We start from the raw sequence: 22501 nt of genomic DNA on the forward strand, positions 1-22501 counted from the left end.
GGCCATCAACCAACCAGTTTCTCATCGATTTCAATCAGATGTGGCTTCTTGCTCGCCTTGGCTTTCAACAAGGCCGAGGGGAGTGCGTTGATGTCGGCAAGGCGCTCGGCAGCAACACCGTAGGCATCCGCGATCTTGATGTAGTCGGGAGCGGAAGGGCGGACACCAACGGGATTGATATCGACTTCCACCATCGCGCGTTCGATTTCCTGATAGCCATGATTGTTCCAGACGATGAAGATAACCGGAACGTTTTCATCGACGGCCGCCCCGAGCTCGCCGAGTACGAATTGGAAGCCGCCGTCGCCAACAATGCAGACAGTTGTCGTCCCTGGTTGTCCAAGAGCCGCGCCGATCGCAGCAGGCGGACCGAAGCCCAATGCGCCGAAGCCACTGGCGGCGTTGAACCAGCAGCCGACACGATCGTGATCGTAATAAAGATTGCCTGCATAGATTGTCTGTGTTGAATCGCCGACAATCAGGGAGTCCGGCAGCGTGTCGCGCAAAGTGTTGAGGAAGCGCACATGGCTTTGAATACGTGGCCCGACACCTGCCCACGCCGCGTCACGCGCAACCTTCGCCCGTGCTTCGCCGCCCCTTTCGTTCCGCCGATCAGGCAAGAGGGCTGCAAGTTGCTGCACCGTTTCCCTGGCGGACGCCTCGATCGGCATGAATGCGGGCCAGCGATCGAGTTGTCCGGCGTCTATGTCGATGCGAACCAGTCGCTGCAACTGGGGAAATCCGCCGTCGGCATACATGTCATAGTCAGTCGGGCCCATTTCGGTGCCGATGGCAATCACAAGATCGCTGTCGGCAAGGAGTTTGCGCACGGCCTTGAGGCTGGGGCTGGCCGGGACCAGCAAGGGATGCCCATGCATGATGCCGCGCCCGTTGGTGGTGGAAACAACGGGTGCATCCAGCTTTTCGGCGAGGGTCTTCAAGCCTTCAGCAGCCGATTTGGCGCCGCCGCCGACCAGGATAGCCGGACGCTTGGCAGCGAGGCATTGGCGCGCGAGCTCGCTCATGGTTTCGGCCGATGCATGCGGAATCGGCGCATCGGCTTCTTCACGTTCTGCGCCATCGAGCGGCATGGCCATGACATCGATGGGAATCTCGATATGGACCGGACCGGGGCGGCGCGACGCAAAGAGCGCAAAGGCGCGAGCAAGCACGATCGGCAGCTCGTCCGGCTTTTCAACCCGGTGCGAGAACATTGCGACCGTCTGCATCATGGCGCGCTGATTGGGCAGTTCATGCAGGAACCCCATGCCCTTGCCGAGTGAGTCTCGCTGATTGACGCCGGAGATCACCAGCATGGGAATGGAATCGGCGCGCGCCTGTCCCATCGCCGTGATGGTATTAGTAATGCCCGGGCCGGTGATGACGAAAGCAACGCCGGGCTTTCCGGTCGCCCTTGCATAGCCGTCGGCCATGAAGCCCGCGCCCTGTTCATGGCGCGGCGTAATGTGCCGGATGCTTGAATCGGCAAGCCCGCGATAGAGCTCAATCGTATGGACGCCCGGTATGCCGAACACCGTGTCGACATCATAGGATTCGAGTAAATGGACGAGGGCTTCACCAACAGTGGTCATGCGGATTTCCGTTGTTGCAGGCGGGAGGCGAGGCGGACAATGCCGGCGCAGGCCGCATCGATCTTGTCATCGGCGACACTCAGGCTCAGGCGAAGGTAACCGGAAAGGTTTTCGCCGAAGGATTCGCCCGGCATTACCGCTACGAATTCCTCTTCGAGCAGGCGCATGGCAAAATCGTTGCCGGAAAGACCAGTGGCGCGAATATCGGCAAGGATGAACATGCCTGCTTGCGGAACCTGGCAGATAATCCCGGCAATGCCATCGAGGCGCTGGGATATTTTCTGTGCGCGGCGCAGGAAGCTGGCGCGCATGGTAGCAGCCGCTTCCGCGGGCTGGCCGAGTGCATAGGCGGTCATATCGGCGATGAAAGGCTGGACGCCGAAGAGCATGGATTCGGACAGGGGGAGCAATCGCCGCGTGAAGTCCTTCGGTCCGACACACCAGCCGCTGCGGAACCCGGGGGCCGCATGTGACTTGGAAATGGACGCCACCGCAATCGTGCGATCTGCAAGTTCTGCGCGATCGAGCGGTGAGGTGAACTTGCCGTCGAAAATAAGCAGTTCGTAGACCTCGTCGGAGACGATCCAGAGATTGTGCTTTCGGCAAACTTCGCCGATTTCAGCTACTTCCTGGGCACTGAGGACCGCGCCTGTTGGATTATGCGGGGTGTTCAACAGGAGCACCCTGGACCTTGGCGTGATGACTTTTTCGAGATCAGCGGCCTGCATGCGGAAACCGTTTTCCGGCCGAAGCGGTACCGACACCCGCGTGGCACCAGTGGCCCGAACAACCCCGTCATAGGTGGCATAGAGCGGATCGCCGGTGATGATTTCGTCACCTTCTTCGGCAAGGCCGAGCATGACAAGGGAGAGAGCTGTCTGCGTGCCCGGGAAACACATGATGTTTTCCGGATCGATCTGGCGACCCGTCCGGGCAGTATATTTGGCGGACAATGCCGCCAGAACAGCTGGCTCGCCACGACCATTCGAATAGCCGGTACGGCCCGCGCGCATGGCCTTCTCGGCTACATCGATCATGTCAACCGGTGTGGGTATGTCCGGCTCGCCAATGGTCAGCTCGATGATGTCGTGGCCCGCGCGTTTCATCTCGCGCGCGCGGATATGCACGGCCCATTTGTCGGAGCCAAGTCCGGCCAGGCGATCGGTTACAGACGCAAAGCGCATCATGTCGCGCCTCCTTCAGCTTTGAGTGAAATATCAAGTACGGCCTCGATAGCGGTAATGCCAGTGTCGGCCAACTCTCCGTCCGCGAAAATATCTCCCGCCAGACAGCCCTCCAGCCACAAACCATCGATGATGGCATTTATGGCGATGGCGTGGCGACGCGTGTGGTTTGGCAATGCCGGCTTTTCGGCGGCAAGCAGTGCTTCGCGGATGAGAGCTTCCAGTTCATCGCGAAAGGCCAGGTAGCCGTCGCGATGGGCCATCGCCATCGCCGGGTCGGCATGGACCAGGGCGATGAATCCGGCCCAGAGCGACAGATTGTAGGGATCCATGATCGGTTGACCGAGATTTGCCTTCACGAAGGCAGAAAGGCGGGCGCGCGGGTCGTTTTCGGCATTCTTCAGAGCGTCGCTTGCCTGGACGGTCATGCGATCCATCACGGCGCGGTAAGCGGCGCCAATCAATTCGTCCTTGGTTGGGAAATAATAACGGATCAACCCCGCGGTCACGTCGGCGCGCAGGGCTATTTCTCGCACAGTGGCGCCGGCCAGACCACGTTCTGCCACACACTCGAGGGTCGCGGCGATGAGATCCTCACGGCGTTTGTCTTCGCCTTCGCGTCGAAAGCTCTTTCGGGGAGCACCCTGGAGCTTCATTGACGCCATACTGGGCGGGTCAGGCAGGTTGGCCCACCTTCGCAAGCAATGCACAGGGCGTCCGCCTCGAAGGTCGTTACCGTGCAGCCAGCCGCTTCCATTGCGGCTTTTGTTCCCTCGAATCCGGCTACGGCAATGACTTCGTATGGGGCTGTTGGCAGGACATTGAGGTTAAGCCCATTGCTGGCAGCAAACTCTTCTTGAGGAGCAGCGACAAGCCGGATGCCGCGTTCCTTCAGCAACTGATAGAATGCTGCCGGCAACAGTGGCAGGTGCACCAGTGCCAGATCCTCGGCGAGGGGAGAAATAATCGACATCAGATGCAGACAGGCTTCTTCGCCATGCCAAAGCGGCAGGTCGAAACCGAGAACCGTGATGCCGAGCGGCTTCAATATCGCAGAGAGCTGTTCAATGCCTGACTGATTGGTGCGGACGCCGCGTCCCACCGCCAGCGTTTGCCTGTCAACCCACACGCAATCGCCGCCTTCGACAGTCCCGGGGGCCTCGATCCGGCCCAGTACCGGAACGTCCATCTGGCGATAGGTTTCATGATGCAATTCCGGCTCGTCCAGCCGCAAGCTCTTGCCCATGCGCAGCAGAACTGCGCCCTTGTCGGTGACGAGCGAAGGATCGTGCGTGAAGATCGAATCCGACAGTCCGTCATTGCCATCCCTGATCCATGTGATGTCAGCGCCCGATCGGGCGACGAGATCAGCAAAGACGCGGTGCTGTTCGGCTGCTCTTCTAGGATCGAACTGCGGTCCATAGTGCCAGACATCGCGTTCTGCACCTGCCATGACGCGGTCGGGCATGCGCATGATGACTCGTCTCAAAGGAAGTGCCATGGATTGGGAACCAAATGCGGTCATACAGCGTGCTCTCAAAAAAATTGCTTCTGCGAGTATTTATACGCTTGCATAATTAGAGCGCAAGTGGTGTGATGCGGCTAATTCAGGCATTTAGACCTGTAATGAAAACGAGGCGGATCAGAGGGTGTCATGACAAATCGTGCAAGACAACCACGGAGTGGAATCCCGGAATGATGGCAACGGAAGCGGTGGCCGTTTCGACGGATCCTCTCCAACCGGCAGTGACCGAACAGGCCGAAGCCATCCATGTCAGCAATCTTCACAAGCGCTTCGGGGCACTCGAAGTTCTCAAAGGTGTTTCCCTGACCGCCAGGGATGGTGACGTCGTTGCCCTGATTGGTGGCAGCGGATCGGGCAAATCCACATTCCTGCGCTGCATCAATTTTCTCGAAAATCCGACCAGTGGCGTCATTCGCATCAATGGCGAAGAGATCAAGATGATCAGCGACGGTCACGGTGGACAGTATCCCGCGAATCGTCGACAGATCGAGCGTATTCGCAGCCGCCTCGGGATGGTTTTCCAGAATTTCAATCTCTGGCAGCACATGACGCTGATCCAGAACGTCATCGAGGTGCCGGTACATGTGCTGGGCATGAGGCGCGATGAGGCAATGGCAATTGGCGAACAACTGCTCGAGCGCGTCGGTCTTTCAGCCAAGCGCGATGTCTATCCGGCGTATATGTCGGGTGGCCAGCAACAGCGCGGGGCGATAGCGCGGGCGCTCGCCATTCAGCCGCGGGTCATGCTTTTCGACGAACCGACTTCGGCGCTTGATCCGGAGCTGGTTGGTGAAGTCCTCAAGGTCATAGGCGACCTCGCAAAAGAGGGCCGTACCATGCTTCTCGTTACGCATGAGATGAAATTCGCGCGCGAAGTCGCGAGCCATGTGATGTACCTGCACAATGGCATCGTCGAGGAAGAGGGGACGCCGGACGAATTGTTCGGATCACCAAAATCCGAACGTTTGAAACAGTTTATACGCACTGTTTCTTGACTGAAATCAAGAAATACGGGGATTAACCCTGGGGAACAGTTGAAACAATGGAGATGAATATGAAGTTTTTTCTAAAAGCTACGGTTGCGGCCGCGGTGCTTGTGGTAGCGGGTCTGGGCGCGGCCAATGCGGAGCAGATCAAGGTTGGCATCGCCGCCGAACCCTATCCGCCTTTCGCGGCGCCCGATGCATCCGGCAAATGGCAGGGCTGGGAAATCGACATCACCATGGCAATGTGCGAGGCGGCCAAGCTTGATTGCGTTATCACGCCGGTTTCGTGGGACGGTATCATTCCGGCGCTGACGACGAAGAAGATCGACATCATTGCAGCCTCGATGTCGATCACTGCGGAACGCGAGAAGACGATCGATTTCTCCGACAAGTACTACAACACCCCGACGCTTATTCTCGGCTCAAAAGAAGCAAAGATGGATGCGACACCCGAAGGTCTGAAGGGTAAAATCCTTGGCGTGCAGGTTTCGACCGTGCACCAGACCTACGCGAAGAAGCATTTCGCTGACACAGCGGCCGAGATCAAGGAATATCAGACCCAGGATGAGGCCAACCAGGATCTGGCCGCAGGACGCATCGATGCGACCCAGGCCGACGGCCTTGCGCTCGAAACCTTTGCCGCGACCGCTGAAGGCAAGGCCTGCTGCGAGATAAAGGGCAAGGTTGCTGAAGATCTGGAGATTCTTGGACCGGGTGTTGGTGTCGGTCTTCGCAAGGGCGATACGGAATTGAAGGACAAATTCAACGCGGCAATCAAAGAGATCCGCGCCAACGGCAAATATGACGAGATTTCGAAGAAGTACTTTACCTTCGATATCTACGGAGGCTGATTAATCCGAGGCCGGAGCAGGGTTGCCTGCCCCGGCCTTCCCGTCATTGAAACCCGAATTTGACGCTGAATCGAGGACGGCTTGGCCGACGCATCGATTATTCCCGCCGCAGTCACCGGCATGTTCGATCTTCTATCTCCCTTTGGGCCAGGATGGGGTGCCAATCTTCTGCGCGGGCTGGTGCGGTCACTGCAGATTGCCTTTGGCGCGTTCGGGATGGGCCTGATTATCGGGACATTCGGCGCCTACGCGAAACTCTATGGCGGCCCGATTGCACGCGATCTGGCGGCAATCTATACGACGCTCGTACGGGCAATTCCCGAACTGGTGATGATTATCCTGCTCTATTACGCAGGAACGGACCTGATCAATCGCGTGCTGGAAGGCATGGGATATCAGCGCGTCGATATCAGCGGTCTGGCCGCCGGCATTGTCGTCCTCGGCTTTGTCCAGGGTGCTTATGCAACCGAAGTGCTTCGTGGCGCAATCAAAGCCATTCCGCAAGGCGAGGTCGAAGCGGCAAGGGCCTACGGCATGTCGCCGATCCTCATGATGCGCCGGATCACGCTTCCCGCAATGCTGCCGCACGCATTGCCGGGGCTTGCCAATCTCTGGCTCATATCCACCAAGGACACCGCCTTGCTGGCCGTTGTGGGGTTCAGCGAACTGACGCTGGAAACCCGGCAGGCTGCCGGGACGACGAAAGCCTATATGACGTTCTACCTCGCAGCCGGTGCACTTTACCTGTTCATCACGCTGTTCTCCAACGTCATCCTCGAGTTTGTTGAAAAACGGGCGCGACGCGGCATGCCTTCCGTCAAGGAGGCGCGCTGATGAGCGACACGCAAATCGAAGTTCCGATCGAGACATTTCCAATCCACAAGGAGAGCGATCCGAGCCGCAGATCCAACAGGCTGCCGCCGCATCGTATCGTGCTTGGCCTCATCGGGCTTGGGCTGGTCGCCTCCGCCGCTTTTTTCATGCGTTGGGACTGGCTGCCGAATTATGGCGACCTGATCCTGCAGGGGCTGTGGAGGACGATCTGGATATTGTGTGTGACCGTTTTCCTGGGTTTCCTGCTTGCGGTGCCGCTCGGGCTTGCGCAGGCGGCAGGTCCGGCCATTCTGGCCATTCCGGCTCGTGCTTTCTGCACGGTCATTCGCGGTACGCCGCTGCTTGTCCAGCTCTGGCTGCTTTACTACGGCCTCGGATCGTTGTTCCCGCAATATCCATGGATCAGGGGATCGGAACTCTGGCCATATCTGCGGCAGGCGTGGCCCTACGCGGTGCTTGCCCTGACTTTGTCCTATGCAGGTTACGAAGGCGAAGTCATGCGCGGCGCCTTTGCCAGCGTTCCCAAGGGCCAGTTGGAAGCGGCCAGAGCTTTCGGCATGCGGCGTTTTACAATCTTCCGCCGTATCTGGCTGCCCCAGGCGATCCACCGCGCCCTGCCTACGCTTGCTGGCGAAGCCGTACTGCAGCTGAAATCCACACCGCTGGTCGCGACAATCACCGTTGTCGATCTTTATGCGGTGGCCTCGCGTGTACGACAGGACACCTTCCTGACCTATGAGCCGCTGCTGCTGCTCGCGGCGGGGTATCTGATTATTACCGCCATCATCGTGTCCCTGTTCCGGCGTATCGAAAGGCTTATCCCATCGAAGCTTGGATAAGTTTGGTGTGGCGCAAATTGTTGGACTTATGTCGCAGTTGTTTGCTGCGTGACTCTGAGCAGATGCGCATAGTGTGGGCAAAAGGAACGCCTCGCAAAGACGAGAAAATGGGATACGTATCGCCGGGTGCGCGGCCTGGCGGCTTGCCTATTTTCAGCTCACTTGCGTGGGACGAAAGGTGGTAATGCGGACGGTCGAGACTTTTCAGCATAAGATCACAGAATATCCGGATATGGGCATTGTCCTGCCCGACGGCTGCCGGCTCTCGGCGCGGGTCTGGATGCCCGAAGACTCGAAAGAAAATCCTGTTCCTTCCATTCTTGAAATCCTGCCCTATCGCAAACGCGACGGCACTACCGCGCGGGACAACCTCACTCACCCTTATTTTGCTGGCCATGGCTATGCCTGCCTGCGCGTCGACATGCGCGGTAACGGCGATTCTGAGGGCCTGATGGAGGATGAGTATTGCGAGCAGGAATTGGCTGATGCCTGTGACGTGATCAACTGGATCGCTGCACAGCCGTGGTCGACCGGTAGAGTTGGTATGATGGGCATTTCGTGGGGTGGCTTCAATTCGTTGCAGGTTGCCGCGCTCCAGCCGGAAGCGCTCAAGGCAATCATCACGCTTTGCTCGACCGATGACCGCTATGCCGACGACATTCACTACAAGGGTGGCCTGCTGCTCAATGAGAACCTCGGCTGGGGAGCAACGATGCTCGCCTATTCGTCGCGCGCCCCTGATCCGGCCATCGTTGGCGAAAAGTGGCGGAAGATGTGGTTTGACCGGCTCGACAATGAACCGTTTCTGCCAGCCGTCTGGTTGAAACACCAGACCCGCGACGCCTATTGGCGTCGAGGTTCGGTGTGCGAAGACTTTTCGGCCATCAAGGCGGCCACACTTGCTGTCGGCGGGTGGGGCGATGCATACAAGAATGCCGTACCACGGCTGATGCAAGGCATCCAGGCGCCGGTAAAGGGTATCATTGGGCCGTGGGTGCATAAATATCCGCACTTTGCGGTACCTGAGCCGCGCATCGGGTTTCTTCAGGAAGCGCTGCGCTGGTGGGATCGCTGGCTCAAGGATATCGATACGGGCGTCGAGCGCGATCCTGCCTATCGGGGATACCTGATGGACTCGGTTCGCCCGAAAAGCTGGTACACAGAACGGCCGGGCTACTGGATCGCGGAAGACGCGTGGCCTTCGACAAGTATTGCCAACACAGTGCTGCATCTGCAGGCGGGAAAGTCGCTGGCATCCAACCCGTCAGACGCATTTTCCCACCTTGTCTCGTCACCACAACATTGCGGAATGATGGGCGGCGAATATTGCGCGATTTGGCTCGGTCCGGAAATGCCGGGCGACCAGCGTCCGGACGATGCGCTTTCGCTTTGCTATGATGGACTGGTCGCAGATACGGTTGATATTGTCGGTGCACCGGAAATCACCCTTACGCTCGCCAGTGACAAGCCCGTGGCAATGGTTGCGGTGCGCCTCTGCGACGTTCATCCGGATGGAGCATCGACACGCATAACATACGGCGTATTCAACCTTTGCCATCGCGATGGCCACGACAATCCGCGACCGCTGGTCCCGGGAGAGGCAGTGACCGTCAGCTTCAAACTGGATGATATTGCGTACCGGGTTCCGTCAGGACACAGGCTGCGCGTGGCCATTTCATCGTCTTACTGGCCGATGGTCTGGCCGTCACCGGACCATTCCAGCCTGACCATCCGGTCCGGACAGATCAGCATTCCTTTACGGAAACTGGCAACTGGCGATGAGTGGACCTTTCCGGAACCGGAGGCAGCATCACCGTGGAAGCTTGAGACCTTGCGGACAGGGGTTAACAAGCGGTCGGTTGAACATGATCAGGTCAGCGGCAGGATTGCCTTGCTGATCGAAGACGACTTCGGCGAGGCACGTGACAAGGATCATGGCCTCATTCATGGCGGCATCGCTCGTGAACGTTGGGAAATCCATCCTGACGATCCTCTATCGGCCACCGGCGAGACCCATTGGACCGAGGTGTCGGGTCGCGACAACTGGCGAATCCGGACGGAGACATTCACGACGATGCGATCCGACAAGCACAACTTCTATCTCACCGGCCGCATCGAGGCTTATGAAAACGACAACATGGTTTTCGATCGCGACTTCGCGGAAACCATTGCGCGACAATGCATATGATTCAACGGCCTTTACTGGAGGAATAATTTACTAAACCAATGGGTTGAAATTCACGGGTATCAAGTTGCACTATTACAAAAACCGGATTTGGACGCGCGACGTCCAAGGATCAACAAGGGGAATGGAATGTCAAAAGAACTCGATTATCTTAGCCGCCAGGTGACCCGTGGACATCTGTCCCGTCGTGATTTCCTTGGTCGCGCCGCCGCGCTCGGCGTGACGACAGTCTTTGCCAATTCTCTGCTGTCTAGCGCAGCACGAGCCGAAGGCCCGGTGAAGGGCGGTACGCTGAAGGCCGGTATGACGGGTGGTGCTTCCACGGATAGCCTTGATCCGGCCAGCTGGCAGAGCCAGGTTCCATACAAGTTCGGCCGCCAGTGGGGCGAGCAGCTGGTGGAGATCCAGCCTGACGGGAAACTCAATCCCAAGCTTGCCGAAGAGTGGGGTTCATCGGACGACGCAAAGGTCTGGACCTTCAAGATCCGCAAGGGTGTGCAGTTCCACGATGGCAAGGAGATGACGCCGGATGACGTTGTTGCCACGATCGAGCGCCATTCCGACGCCAACTCCAAATCCGGTGCCTTGGGCATTCTGGGTGGTATCGAAAATGTGAAGAAGGACGGCGATACCGTTGTTTTCACATTAAAAGAAGCCAACGCCGATTTGCCGTTCCTGATGGACGACTACCATCTGATGATCCAGCCGAATGGCGGTAAGGACAATCCGACCGCGGGTATCGGCACGGGCCCCTACAAGGTTGTCACCAACCAGCCGGGTGTGCGCCACATCGGTGAGAAGTTCGCCAATTACTGGGATGGTGACAAGCGCGGCCATGCAGATCAGATTGAGATCATCGTGATCAATGATGCCACCGCCCGCACGGCCGCCCTGCAGTCCGGCCAGGTGCATATGATCAATCGTGTCGAGCCGAAAATCGTCGATCTCGTGAAGCGCGTTCCCGGTGTCACCATTCAGAACGTGGCCGGCAAGGGACATTACGTCTTCATCGCTCACTGCAACACAGCGCCGTTCGACAATAATGACCTGCGTCTGGCACTGAAGTACGCCATGAACCGCGAGGAGATGGTCAAGACCATCCTGCGCGGCTACGGCTCGCTCGGCAATGACATCCCGATCAACAAGGCCTATCCGTTGTTCTCGGACGATATCGAGCAACGCACCTACGATCCGGACAAGGCTGCCTTCCATTTCAAGAAGTCCGGCCATGATGGCCCCGTCCTGCTGCGTACCTCGGACGTCGCATTCCCGGGTGCGGTCGATGCTGCGCAGCTGTACCAGCAGAGCGCCGCGAAGGCTGGCATCACCATCGAGGTGAAGCGCGAGCCGGGTGATGGCTATTTCTCTGAGGTTTGGAACAAGCAGCCATTCTCGACATCCTACTGGGGCGGACGACCCACGCAGGATCAGATGTATTCGACGGCCTACTATTCCAAGGCCGATTGGAATGATACCCGCTTCTTCAACGACAAGTTCGACCAGCTGCTGATCACTGCACGCGGCGAACTGGACGAGGGCAAACGCAAACAGATGTACCGTGACATGGCGGTTATCCTCCGCGACGAGGGCGGTGTGATCGTTCCCATGTTCAACGACTTCATCGATGCCACCAGCGCCAAGGTCGGTGGCTGGGTGCCGGACGGCAATCAGGAGATGAGCGGTGGCTATGCGTTGTCGCGCTGCTGGCTGAACGCCTGATAGGCCGGGCGGATGAGTGCACCTGTCCTGAAACTGGTGGCCCAACGCATTGCGATGGGCCTCCTGCTTCTCCTTGCGGTTTCCGTGCTGATTTTTGTCGGTACGCAAATCCTGCCCGGAGATGTCGCGCAATCCATCCTCGGACAATCCGCTACGCCGCAGGCACTTGAAAACCTGCGGCGGGACATGGGATTGAACGATCCCGCCTATGTTCGCTACCTGCGCTGGCTTGGCGGGATTCTTACCGGGGATCTTGGTACTGCATTGTCGACCGGACAGGACATTGCCTCATCGCTGAAGGAACGGTTGTGGAATACGCTGTTCCTAGCCTTCGGGGCGGCCGTGGTCTCGATCCCCCTTGCGATCATGCTCGGCTTGCTGGCCGTGCGCTATCGCAATGGTGTTGTTGACAAACTGATCTCCGGCCTTGGTCTTGCTTCAACCTCGTTGCCGGAGTTCTTCACCGGGTACCTGCTGATTTATTTCGTGGCCGTGCGGTTGCAGTGGTTTCCAAGTGTCTCCACGGTTTATGAAGGCATGCCGTTCGGCGAAAGACTGAGTGCCATCGCCTTGCCGGTCACGGTGCTGACACTTGTTGTCCTTGCCCACATGATGCGAATGACTCGCGCTGCGATCCTCAATGTGATGCAGTCTGCCTATATCGAAACGGCTGAACTGAAGGGACTTTCCCCGTTCCAGATCATTACCCGACATGCCTTTCCCAATGCGATCGCACCGATCGTCAATGTCGTCATGCTCAACCTTGCATTTCTTGTCGTCGGCGTCGTCGTCGTCGAGGTGATTTTCGTCTATCCCGGCATGGGTCAATACCTCGTCGACCATGTGGCCAAGCGCGACGTTCCAGTCGTCCAGGCCTGCGGGCTCATTTTCGCGGCTGTCTATATCAGCCTTAATATCATTGCTGACATCGTGGCGATTGTTTCCAATCCCCGCCTCAGACATCCGAAGTGAGGCCGCCCTGTGCTTAATGTCAAAAACATCCCAATCAGCGCGTGGATCGGACTGATCATAACCGCGATCTTTCTTTTCGCCGCGATATTTGCGCCTTGGGTGGCACCTTATCCAGTGGGCGAAACCGTTGGTGACGTCTGGGAGCCCATGTCGGCCAAATATTGGCTCGGGACGGACAATCTCGGACGGGACCTGCTGTCCCGCATGATCTATGGCGCGCGCATCACCATCTTTATCGCCGCGATGGCCACGGCCCTGTCGTTCATCCTGGGTTCGGTGTTGGGCTTTGCGGCCGCTGTGATAGGAGGCTGGCTCGACCAGTTCATGTCGCGCTTCGTGGATCTGATCATGGCAATACCGACGCTGATCTTCGCGCTCGTGGTCTTGTCGGTGCTTCCGTCGAATGTGGTCACACTGATCCTGGTCATGGGTTTGCTCGACGCCACCCGCGTTTACCGCTTGGCGCGGGCGGTCGCCGTCGACATCAACGTGATGGATTTCGTCGAGGCTGCGAAGCTGCGCGGCGAGGGGCGTATCTGGATCATCTTTCGCGAGATTCTTCCCAATGCCCTTACTCCGCTAATCGCAGAACTTGGATTGAGGTTCATCTTTGCCGTGCTGTTCCTTTCCGCACTATCCTTCCTTGGCCTCGGCGTTCAGCCTCCGGACTCGGATTGGGGCGGCATGGTCAAAGAAAACAAGGAAGGCATCGTCTTTGGGATACCAGCGGCGCTCATTCCGGCCGCGGCGATTGCCGTTCTGGCCATCTCCGTCAATCTGGTTGCCGACTGGATCCTGAACCGTACCACCAGCCTGAAGGGAGGGCGCGGCTAATGGCCAAACGTCCCGTAGACAGATCCGGTCTCCTGCTCGATATCCGCAATCTGCGCATGGAGGCAACGAGCTATCCTCCTGGCGAACCACCGCGAAATGTCGTCATTGTCGATGGCGTTTCGGTCAAGCTGGAACGAGGCAAGGTGCTTGGCCTGATCGGCGAATCCGGCGCGGGCAAGTCGACCATTGGCCTTTCCAGCATGTGCTATGGTCGTGGTGGTGTGCGGATCACGGGCGGCGAAATCGTGCTTAACGGGCGGGATTTGCTCAAGGGTGGACCGCGCCTTCTCCGGCAGATACGCGGCAGGGAAGTCTGCTATGTCGCACAATCGGCGGCAGCCGCTTTCAACCCGGCTCGCAAGCTCATGGACCAGGTCACGGAAGCGGCCCTTCTGCACAAGATTTGCACCAAGGCAGAAGCAGAGAAGCGCGCAATCGGATTGTTCAAGAAGCTTGGCCTTCCAAATCCGGAAATCTTTGGCCAGCGTTTTCCCCATCAGGTATCGGGCGGCCAATTGCAACGGGCGATGACGGCCATGGCCCTTTGTTCCGAGCCGGACCTGATCGTGTTCGACGAGCCGACAACTGCGCTCGACGTCACGACGCAGATCGACGTTCTTGCCTCAATCAAGGACGCCATTCGCGACACTAATGTCGCTGCGCTCTACATTACCCATGATCTTGCCGTTGTTGCACAGGTTGCCGACGACATCATGGTGTTGCGTCACGGCAAACGGGTGGAATATGGCGACACGCGGCAGATCATCAAGGAACCGCGTCAGCAGTACACCAACCAACTGGTTTCGGTGCACCACATTCCGCATGAGGAAAACAATCCGACCGATGCGCCGATCCTGTCGGTCAACAATATTACGGCCGCCTATGGCGGAGGCCTGGTCAAGGTTCTGAAAAATGTGTCGGTCGATATCCATCTCGGGCAGACGCTGGCCGTGGTTGGCGAGTCGGGTTCCGGCAAATCCACACTGGCCCGTGCGATCACCGGTCTGTTGCCGCCGATAGAGGGCAAGATCAACTTCAGCGGACGGGTTTTGTCACCACGCCTTGCCAACCGTACCCGTGACGACCTGCGCGAATTGCAGATGATCTATCAGATGGCTGACACCGCCATGAACCCGCGTCAGACCATCGGCACCATCATTGGCCGGCCGCTCGAGTTCTACTTCGGAATGAAGGGCAAGGAGCGCGATGCGCGGGTCGCCGAACTTCTCCACAAGATCGAAATGGGCAAGGGCTTTGCCGATCGCTATCCGGCAGAGCTTTCGGGGGGGCAGAAGCAACGCGTCTGTATTGCAAGGGCACTCGCCGCGAAACCGAAGCTCATCATATGCGACGAGGTAACCAGTGCGCTTGATCCGCTGGTTGCGGACGGCATCCTCAAGCTGCTCCTGGATTTGCAGAAAGAGGAGAATGTCGCGTATCTCTTCATTACCCACGACCTTGCTACGGTCAAGTCGATTGCCGACGCCATTGCCGTGATGTATCGCGGCGAGGTGGTGCGCTATGGCCCGAAATCGCAGGTGCTGACGCCGCCTTTCGATGCATATACCGACCTGTTGCTGTCATCGGTTCCGGAAATGGAGCTTGGATGGCTGGAAGGAGCGATGAAGAACCGGCGGATGGCCAGCGCGGGCAATTAACGAGACAATCAGCGAAGGCGTTTTGCATGACCGGGCGGACTGTCGTCTTCGGTTCGCGATACGCCGAACCGAAGCCAGGTTGCAATATGTGTCAGATTGTGACAGAAGACTCGCCGTTGATATTAAAGCTTACCTATTACCTATATCATTGATGAATATTTATAAGCGGGAGGATGCGATCGGTATTTATTTTATAGCGCGTATTTGAAGTTGTAAAAACATAGATCTATCCATTACCAATAGTTGCATTTCCAACATAGAGCATTTCTGCATAAGATTATCGCGCACCCGAGCAAACCTTTTTCCTGGTTGGATACGGCACGTTGTTTCACATCTGCCCCGAGGAGGATTTCGGTGGGCAATCTTTTGAAGAATGCGATTTTTTAGATATTTATTGCGGAGGAAAAATTGATTAACAGAAACGTTCTGATACTGGGTGCGTTTGGTTGCGCCGTGCTTACCGGTTGCAGTGATGACACATCCGACCAATCGCAAACTCAATCCCAACCTGTAATCCAGGCTCAACCGCTGCTTCCAGCGCAGGACGGAAGTACCAAGGAGGACGAGGGTCGCGGGACCGCCGATGCGGATACATTGGTGGCAACAACGCCTCCATGCGTTTCGAGCATGCCGGTCGAAGGCTGGGTATCCGAAGCCGGCCTGCACTATCAGGTGAGTGCCGTCGACAATCAGATCGTCCGCATCAGAATCGGCCAGGCGGCCTTGCCGGAGGACGCTTCCTGGGCCGTACCTGGCAATGCGAGGAAACCTCTTGCATGTACTGCACAGGTTGGCAACGCGAAGTCGCTCAAGTCGCTGAAGACAGCGGCGCTGACCGTCACCGCAGGCCGCGATCACAAACTGTCTGTAACCGACAGCAGCGGAAAGGCGCTTTGGCGGGATGGGCAACAGCCCATGTTCGACGGTAACGGCGGCTTCAGCTTCTCCGGGGTTATTCCCTTCGGAAGCCATTTCTACGGTCTCGGCGACAAGCCGGACTCCATCGATAAATCCGGCAAGTCCTATACTTTCTGGAACAGCGACACGTGGGCGTTCGGATCCCGGACGGACCCGACTTACCGTACGTTGCCATTTTACATCCGGTACACCGGTAGAACCTATACCGGCTATTTTCTCGACAACACGTGGCGGTCAACCTTTGATTTCGGCAAATCCGAGAACGGCACACTCCGCATGACTGCTGCTGGTGGTGGAATCGACTACTACGTCATTGCCGGTTCGAGCCCGAAGGAAGTCCTCGCAAACTACGCGAAACTGACCGGCACTGCGCCGCTACCGGCGTTGTGGTCGTTGGGTTGGCAGCAAAGCCGCTATGGCGGCGAAGGCTCCTATGACACCGCGGAAAGGGTGGAAAACATCGCGAAGGGTTATCGGGACCGCAATATCCCGGCCGACGCGCTATGGCTGGATATACAGTTCCAGAAAAACAACTATCCGTTCACCGTCTCGGATGCGTTCGAGCCCTTCGACACCTTCGTGAAGAAGCTATCCGATCTGAACTTCAAGACCATTCCAATCGTCGATCTGCACATCGCGGCGGATGCATCCGGCAACTACACGCCCTATACGGATGGTCATGCGAAAGACTATTTCGTGCATGACAGGAATGATGAGGAATACATGGGCAAGGTCTGGCCGGTCAATGTTGACAGCGTGTTTCCTGATTTCACGCGTCAGCCCGTACGCGAGTGGTGGGGAAACCTGCTCTATGATTTCTATATCAAAGATGGAGTTGCAGGCATCTGGAACGACATGAACGAGCCATCGGTTTTTGGACCTGGTACGATGCCCGACAACAATATTCACAGGATCGAGGGAGACGGATTCAAACCGAGAAATGCCACACACGCCGAGGTACACAACGTTTTCGGTATGCAGAACCATCGCGCGACGTTCGACGGTATGCTGAAACTGAAGCCGGACCAGCGTCCCTTCGTGATGACGCGGGCCAGCTATGCCGGCGGCCAGCGTTATGGGGTGACCTGGACAGGCGACAATGTTTCGTCCTGGGAACATCTGCGCGTCGCCACCAATCAGATCAACGGTCTGGGACTGGCGGGCTTCCATGCCGCCGCTGATATCGGCGGCTTCGCGGCCGGTAATCTGACGCCGTCGCTGCTGACACGCTGGATCGAAATCGGTTCATTCTATCCGATCAGTCGCGACCATACTGCCAACGACAGGCCGGCTCAGGAGCCATGGGAATACGATAGTGCCGGAACACATCTCGGTTACCGGAACAAGTACATCCGCAATCGCTATGCGCTCATGCCATATCTATACACGCTGGCCGAGGAAACCTCTCGTACCGGCACGCCGATGATGCGGCGAATGTTCCTGGAGTTCCCCGATGCCAAAGCTCCGGGAAGCTTCACGCCTATCGATACTGCGGCAGAAAATCAGTTCTTGGTCGGGCCGAGTTTGCTTGTTGCACCGTCGCCATTCGAGCAAAGCATTCCATATGCAAACGCCATTTTTGGAAGAGTTACCGAAGCGGAAACCGTAGAGGGCGCGTCGCGGGCAAACAATCACGCCAATGCCATTGGTGGATATTTTGCCGATAACCTGAGGGATCAGGGCTCGCAGATCGGGTTCACGCTGACAGGCGTGCCGAATGCCGTGGGATCCTATGACCTGGTGGTGAGATACGCCAACGGGCATAGCGAGGCCAAAACGATGAGCGTATTGGTTGATGGGAAAACCGTACAACGGATCTCCTTTCCACGAACGCAGAACTGGGATACATGGCGTACTGCTTACGTCACACTGAATTTGACTGGTGGAGATCACAAGATGGCACTCGCTTATAATGCGGGTGACAGCGGCAATATCAACATTGACAGTTTCGCCGTGCGAAACTTTGAAGAAGATCGGACGATTTTGACGACGGTGGTGGGCGAAGATGCCCACACCAATGCGCTCGGATGGGAGGCCGGCGCCATAGCCGAACCCTACGATGTCATGCTTCCGCCGGGAGACTGGTACGATTATTGGACGGGTAAAATCTTGCCGGTTCCTTCGATGGGGAACGATTCGTCGTGGCGCTATCGCGTGAGTAGCCCGACCATCGATGTGCTTCCAGTGTTTGTTCGTGGCGGATCGATCATCCCGCGATTGCCGAATGATCTGATCAACAGCGTGCAAAGCACGGTCGACGTTGCCAAGGCGGATAAGTTGCAGTTGAACGTTTACCCCGGTGAGCAGTGCAGCGGCTCTGTCTATACTGATGACGGCAACAGCTTTGCCTACACAAAAGGTAACTATTATCGGCGCAGCTTCAGCTGCACGGTGTCCGACGACCAGGTCACGGTAAAGTTTGGAGCGGTTGAAGGCAGCTACAAGCCATCGTGGCAAAAGGTCATCGTGAGCGTACCGGGGTCGGGCGCCAGCCAGACAGTAGACGAGAGCGCAATGATCGAACCTGTGGTGCTCAGTCTCCAGTAGTCCAGATCAGTGTATCGTCTGCGGGTCGGCCGGTCCCGACCCGCAGATGCTAAAGCTGGCCTGGCCAGCGCTTCTGTCCAAGCAGGTGTACGGCGGTGACGATCCGACGGAAGCTGGCACGGGCTCGCTCGACGCTATGGCGTGCACGCAGGTAGCCATGCACCAGGCCGGGCTCGCTGTTCCAGATCGCTTTGCCGCCTGCCGCCAGGATTTTGTCGCAATAGTGCCGGCCGTCATCGGATACCGGATCGCACTCGGCAGAGATCGCGATCGTATCGGGAAGGCCGCTGAAGTCGGTATCGTTAAGAGGTGCGAAGCGCGGGTCCGTAGACCAGTTGAAGCCGCCACCACGCAGTTCGACATAGTAGCGTGTGTCGCGCGTACTCAGCATCGGGGCATCGGCATGGGTGATGTAGGAACCCTGCTCGGTCGAGCCGCCCAACGCCGGATAGACAAGCACCTGGCCGATCGGCGCGCGATCGTGGCGGCGCACATGATGCGAAACGGCAGCCGCCAAATTGGCGCCCGCGCTGTCGCCGCAAAGCACGATGGGCTGTTCGTGGCTTGAGGCAACATGTTCGAAGGCCGCAAGACAATCCCTGAAAGCCGAGGGATGCAAGTGTTCGGGTGCAAGCCTGTAGTCGGTCGAGATCACGCGGTAGCCTGTGCCGTCGCACAATTCGGCGCAAACATCGTCGTGGCTCTCAAGTCCGCCAACGACGAATCCTCCGCCATGGAAATAGAGGCAGATAGCATCGGGATCGACACCATGTTTTTGGTAGACCCGGATGGGGATCTTGTGATTGCCGCTGTTGATGAACTCGTCGGCCGACGATACCTCCTTGGGGTAGCCGGCGAAGAATGCCTGGCACATTGTATTGTAGATCTCCCGCTGCCGTGCGACCGAGAGATCAACGGCATCGGGTTGATAGAAACTGTTGGTGCGTTCGATGAACGCCCATGTCTCGTCGTCGATCAGAACCGAATAGTCGGTCGTCATCTTCCCTTCCATACGGGGTCGCGCTTCTCGGCAAAGGCCTTGAAGCCTTCCTGTCCGTCCTCGGACGCGTAAAGCGTATCAACAGTACGGAATTTGCGCTTGGTAATCCAGTTCATGGCGTCCTGGAAATTCATGCTCTCGGCCTCGCGTGCGACTTCCTTGATGGCAGCAAAGACCAGCGGCGGTCCGCTCTCAAGCATCCGCGCAATCTCCCAGACCCGTTCCATGAGCTTGTCTTTTGGCAAGACCTCATTGACAAGGCCCCAGCGGTGCGCCTCGGTGACATCCATCCAGCGTCCGGTGAGCAGCAGATCCATCGCGACGTGATAGGGAATGCGCTTAGGCAACTTTACTGTCGCGGCATCGGCCAGCGTTCCAGCGCGGATTTCCGGCAGGGCGAAGCTTGAATGATCGGAGGCGTAAATCAGATCGCAGGAGAGGGCCAGTTCGAAGCCGCCACCTACAGCCATACCGTTCACGGCAGCTATGACCGGCTTATTGAGGTCGAGCAGTTCCTGCAGGCCGCCGAACCCGCCGACCCCATAATCACCATCGACGGCGTCGCCGCCGGCAGCTGCCTTCAGGTCCCAGCCGGCGCAGAAGAACTTGTCGCCTTCGGTTTGTACGATGGCGACACGCAATTCCGGATCGTCGCGGAACTTCTTGAAGGTCTCGCCCATGAGCCTGCTTGTCATCAGATCGATGGCATTGGCTTTCGGCCGGTCCAGCGTGACTTCGAGAATGCCACCTTCACGCCTTGTGCGTACCACATCGCTCATTTCAGCTCTCCCTTAGTGACCAGCAGTGCATCGGCGATCCAAGCGCCTTTATCCTCGCCGCAAACGAGCAGCGGGTTGATATCAAGTTCGACGATTCCACCGGAATTGTTCACGGCAAATGCCGCGATACCCATGATTGCATCGAGAGCGGCGTCAAGATCCGCCTTCGGCTTGCCGCGATAGCCATCGAGCAGCGGGAACATGCGTAACGAGCGCAACGCCGTCTCGATGTCATTTCGGCTCGATGGCAGGAGCACCGTTGCCGTGTCTTGTAGCAGTTCCACGAGAACGCCGCCGGTGCCGAGAGTCATCACTGGACCGAACTGCGGGTCGTCGACAATGCCGACGATCAATTCGGCAACACCACCGGTCACCATGCGCTCGACATAAAGACCGGTGCCGAGGCCAGAGAGATCATCCGCAGCGGTTCTGACCTCAACGGCATCCTTCAGATTGAGGCGCACCGCATTGTGTTCGGATTTGTGGGCAATTCCAAGTGCCTTGAGTGCCACGGGATAACCAAGCCGCTCGGCGGCCGCGACAGCGTCGGCGGTTGTCGCACACCGGTAGCCATCCGGCACCGGCAATTCCGCATGTCTCAAGATTTCCTTGGCCGATGCCTCGTCCGGCGTGGTCAGGTCGCGTGCGGATGCTGCTTTCGGCACGGCGACAGCGGGAGCCGCGGGTTTTTTCCAGGCCTCGCCAATAAAGGCAGCGGCTTCCGCCGCATCGAAGGCTTCGGTAATTCCACAGAGAGGCGCAATGCCTTGTGCCATCAGACCGGCCATATATCGTTCGGGAATGTTCTCGGGGAGGGAAGCGACGATGGCGCCCTTCGCATGGTTGGTCTTCAGCGCGCTGGCAAAGCCGCGCACGGTGGACCACCAGTCGACGTCGGAGCAGCGATCGTTGCGGGGAAAGTCGAGAACCAGGCAGCTGAGGGAAAATCCACCGGAGACCATGGCGGTAAAAGTGTCCGTCAGCGCCGGTTCATTGTTCCAGATGAAGGTGTGGTAATCGAGCGGATTGGCGACCGCAACGAGCGGACCGAGCGTTGTTTTCACATGGGCGCGGTGTTCGGGCGTCAGAGCGGGGAAATGAACGCTACGTCCCTCGGCACTGTCAGCCATCACCGATGCCTCGCCGCCCGAACAGCTCATGGAGCACAGCGTGGTGCCATCGAGTGGTCCGTGCACGTGCAGTAGTTTCAGCGTTTCCAGGAACGATGCGATCGAGTTGACGCGCGCAATTCCGAGCCGCTTGAGGAAGGCTTCGGAGGCTGCGTCTGAGCCCGCCATCGAAGCTGTGTGCGACACTGTTGCGGCTCTGGCCTGGGCGGAGCGGCCGACCTTCATCGCAACGATCGGCTTGTCAAGTTCGCGGGCTCGTTTGGCCAGCGCCTCGAACTTTGCGGCCGACTGGAACGCTTCGATATGGAGCCCCAGCGCAGTAACCCGGTCGTCCTCGAGCAGCGCGATGGCCATGTCCGGAAGGCCGGTCTGCGCCTGGTTGCCGGCTGTCATGACATGGGCGATGGGCAGGCCGCGGGTCTGCATCGTCATGTTGATGGCAATATTGGAGGACTGTGTGATGATGGCAACGCCGCGTTCGTCAGGGCCAAGCCGCCTCCCGCCATGCTGATCGGGCCAGAGCAGGGCGCCGTCGCAGTAGTTGATCAGGCCATAGCAATTCGGGCCAATGATCGGCATGTCACCGGCCGCTTCGACCAGTTCATCCTGCAGCCTTGCGCCGTCCGCATCGTCGGCCCCCGCCTCGAGGAAGCCCGAAGCATAGCAGACGGCAACGCCGGCACCGGCTTTACGCAGGTCGCGCACGATATCGAGCGTCAGAAAGCGATTGACACCGATGAAGGCTGCGTCCGGGCTGCCCGGCAGATCGGCAACGGAACGGTAGACCTTGAGGCCAAGAATTTCATCATGCTTGGGGTGCACCGGCCATATCTCACCGGCGAAACCCATCTTCCGGGATTGCTTGATGACTTCTGTTGCCTGGAGGCCGCCGAAGACGGCAATTGATTTTGGCCGGAGCAGACGGTCGAGCTTATGCGCCATGAGATG

General features: G+C 58.0%; 17 protein-coding genes. 10 read left to right on the forward strand and 7 right to left on the reverse strand.

The window, feature by feature from the left end; all coding sequences use genetic code 11:
* Positions 1-5 precede the first annotated feature (5 nt).
* From K9U38_RS08105 to K9U38_RS08120, 4 genes are read right to left on the reverse strand one after another with little or no spacing between them, the layout of a single operon-like run.
* Entirely contained in the window at positions 6-1592 is a 1587-nt protein-coding gene (locus K9U38_RS08105; protein WP_224493846.1) for a 5-guanidino-2-oxopentanoate decarboxylase, read from the reverse strand.
* Positions 1589-2776, reverse strand: a complete 1188-nt coding sequence (locus K9U38_RS08110) for a pyridoxal phosphate-dependent aminotransferase (protein ID WP_224494077.1) — start codon at positions 2774-2776, stop codon at positions 1589-1591. The genes K9U38_RS08105 and K9U38_RS08110 overlap by 4 nt, the downstream gene beginning before the upstream one ends.
* A complete protein-coding gene (locus K9U38_RS08115) occupies positions 2776-3432 on the reverse strand; it encodes a TetR family transcriptional regulator C-terminal domain-containing protein (RefSeq protein ID WP_224493847.1) in 657 nt (218 codons plus the stop codon). Before K9U38_RS08115 ends, K9U38_RS08110 begins: the two co-directional genes overlap by 1 nt.
* Complete coding sequence (locus K9U38_RS08120; RefSeq protein ID WP_224493848.1) at positions 3429-4301, reverse strand: dimethylarginine dimethylaminohydrolase family protein; 873 nt, start codon at positions 4299-4301, stop codon at positions 3429-3431. The genes K9U38_RS08115 and K9U38_RS08120 overlap by 4 nt, the downstream gene beginning before the upstream one ends.
* A gap of 173 nt (positions 4302-4474) precedes the next feature.
* Between K9U38_RS08120 and K9U38_RS08125 the strand changes: the two genes are divergently transcribed.
* The 10 genes from K9U38_RS08125 to K9U38_RS08170 all read left to right on the forward strand — a co-directional run bounded on the left by K9U38_RS08125 (position 4475) and on the right by K9U38_RS08170 (position 18644).
* A complete protein-coding gene (locus tag K9U38_RS08125) occupies positions 4475-5296 on the forward strand; it encodes an ABC transporter ATP-binding protein (protein ID WP_224493849.1) in 822 nt (273 codons plus the stop codon).
* 59 nt (positions 5297-5355) lie between these two features.
* Positions 5356-6138, forward strand: coding sequence for a transporter substrate-binding domain-containing protein (locus K9U38_RS08130; protein WP_224493850.1), 783 nt, complete (start codon positions 5356-5358; stop codon positions 6136-6138).
* Positions 6139-6237: 99 nt separating this feature from the next.
* On the forward strand, positions 6238-6972 hold the full coding sequence (locus K9U38_RS08135; protein ID WP_370631876.1) for an ABC transporter permease: 735 nt from the start codon (positions 6238-6240) through the stop codon (positions 6970-6972).
* Positions 6972-7811, forward strand: a complete 840-nt coding sequence (locus tag K9U38_RS08140; protein WP_224493851.1) for an ABC transporter permease — start codon at positions 6972-6974, stop codon at positions 7809-7811. Before K9U38_RS08135 ends, K9U38_RS08140 begins: the two co-directional genes overlap by 1 nt.
* 184 nt (positions 7812-7995) lie before the next feature.
* On the forward strand, positions 7996-9999 hold the full coding sequence (locus tag K9U38_RS08145) for a CocE/NonD family hydrolase (protein ID WP_224493852.1): 2004 nt from the start codon (positions 7996-7998) through the stop codon (positions 9997-9999).
* 126 nt (positions 10000-10125) lie between these two features.
* Positions 10126-11715 (forward strand): ABC transporter substrate-binding protein, encoded by a 1590-nt coding sequence (locus K9U38_RS08150; protein WP_224493853.1) that lies wholly within the window; start codon positions 10126-10128, stop codon positions 11713-11715.
* Positions 11716-11727: 12 nt separating this feature from the next.
* Positions 11728-12687 (forward strand): ABC transporter permease, encoded by a 960-nt coding sequence (locus K9U38_RS08155; RefSeq protein ID WP_224493854.1) that lies wholly within the window; start codon positions 11728-11730, stop codon positions 12685-12687.
* A gap of 9 nt (positions 12688-12696) precedes the next feature.
* Positions 12697-13521 (forward strand): ABC transporter permease, encoded by an 825-nt coding sequence (locus K9U38_RS08160; RefSeq protein ID WP_224493855.1) that lies wholly within the window; start codon positions 12697-12699, stop codon positions 13519-13521.
* Positions 13521-15179: an ABC transporter ATP-binding protein gene (locus tag K9U38_RS08165; protein WP_224493856.1), complete on the forward strand. Its 1659-nt coding sequence runs from the start codon at positions 13521-13523 to the stop codon at positions 15177-15179. Before K9U38_RS08160 ends, K9U38_RS08165 begins: the two co-directional genes overlap by 1 nt.
* Positions 15180-15587: 408 nt before the next feature.
* On the forward strand, positions 15588-18644 hold the full coding sequence (locus K9U38_RS08170) for a TIM-barrel domain-containing protein (protein ID WP_224493857.1): 3057 nt from the start codon (positions 15588-15590) through the stop codon (positions 18642-18644).
* 49 nt (positions 18645-18693) lie between these two features.
* Here the strand turns inward: K9U38_RS08170 and K9U38_RS08175 are convergent, their stop codons facing one another.
* From K9U38_RS08175 to K9U38_RS08185, 3 genes are read right to left on the reverse strand one after another with little or no spacing between them, the layout of a single operon-like run.
* Positions 18694-19644, reverse strand: coding sequence for an alpha/beta hydrolase (locus K9U38_RS08175; RefSeq protein WP_224493858.1), 951 nt, complete (start codon positions 19642-19644; stop codon positions 18694-18696).
* Positions 19641-20423 (reverse strand): carnitinyl-CoA dehydratase, encoded by a 783-nt coding sequence (locus K9U38_RS08180; RefSeq protein ID WP_224493859.1) that lies wholly within the window; start codon positions 20421-20423, stop codon positions 19641-19643. Before K9U38_RS08180 ends, K9U38_RS08175 begins: the two co-directional genes overlap by 4 nt.
* Positions 20420-22495 (reverse strand): acetate--CoA ligase family protein, encoded by a 2076-nt coding sequence (locus K9U38_RS08185; RefSeq protein WP_224493860.1) that lies wholly within the window; start codon positions 22493-22495, stop codon positions 20420-20422. The genes K9U38_RS08180 and K9U38_RS08185 overlap by 4 nt, the downstream gene beginning before the upstream one ends.
* Positions 22496-22501 lie beyond the last annotated feature (6 nt).

It is taken from the genome of Phyllobacterium lublinensis, from assembly GCF_020164435.1.
In the GTDB taxonomy this organism is placed as follows: domain Bacteria; phylum Pseudomonadota; class Alphaproteobacteria; order Rhizobiales; family Rhizobiaceae; genus Phyllobacterium; species Phyllobacterium lublinensis.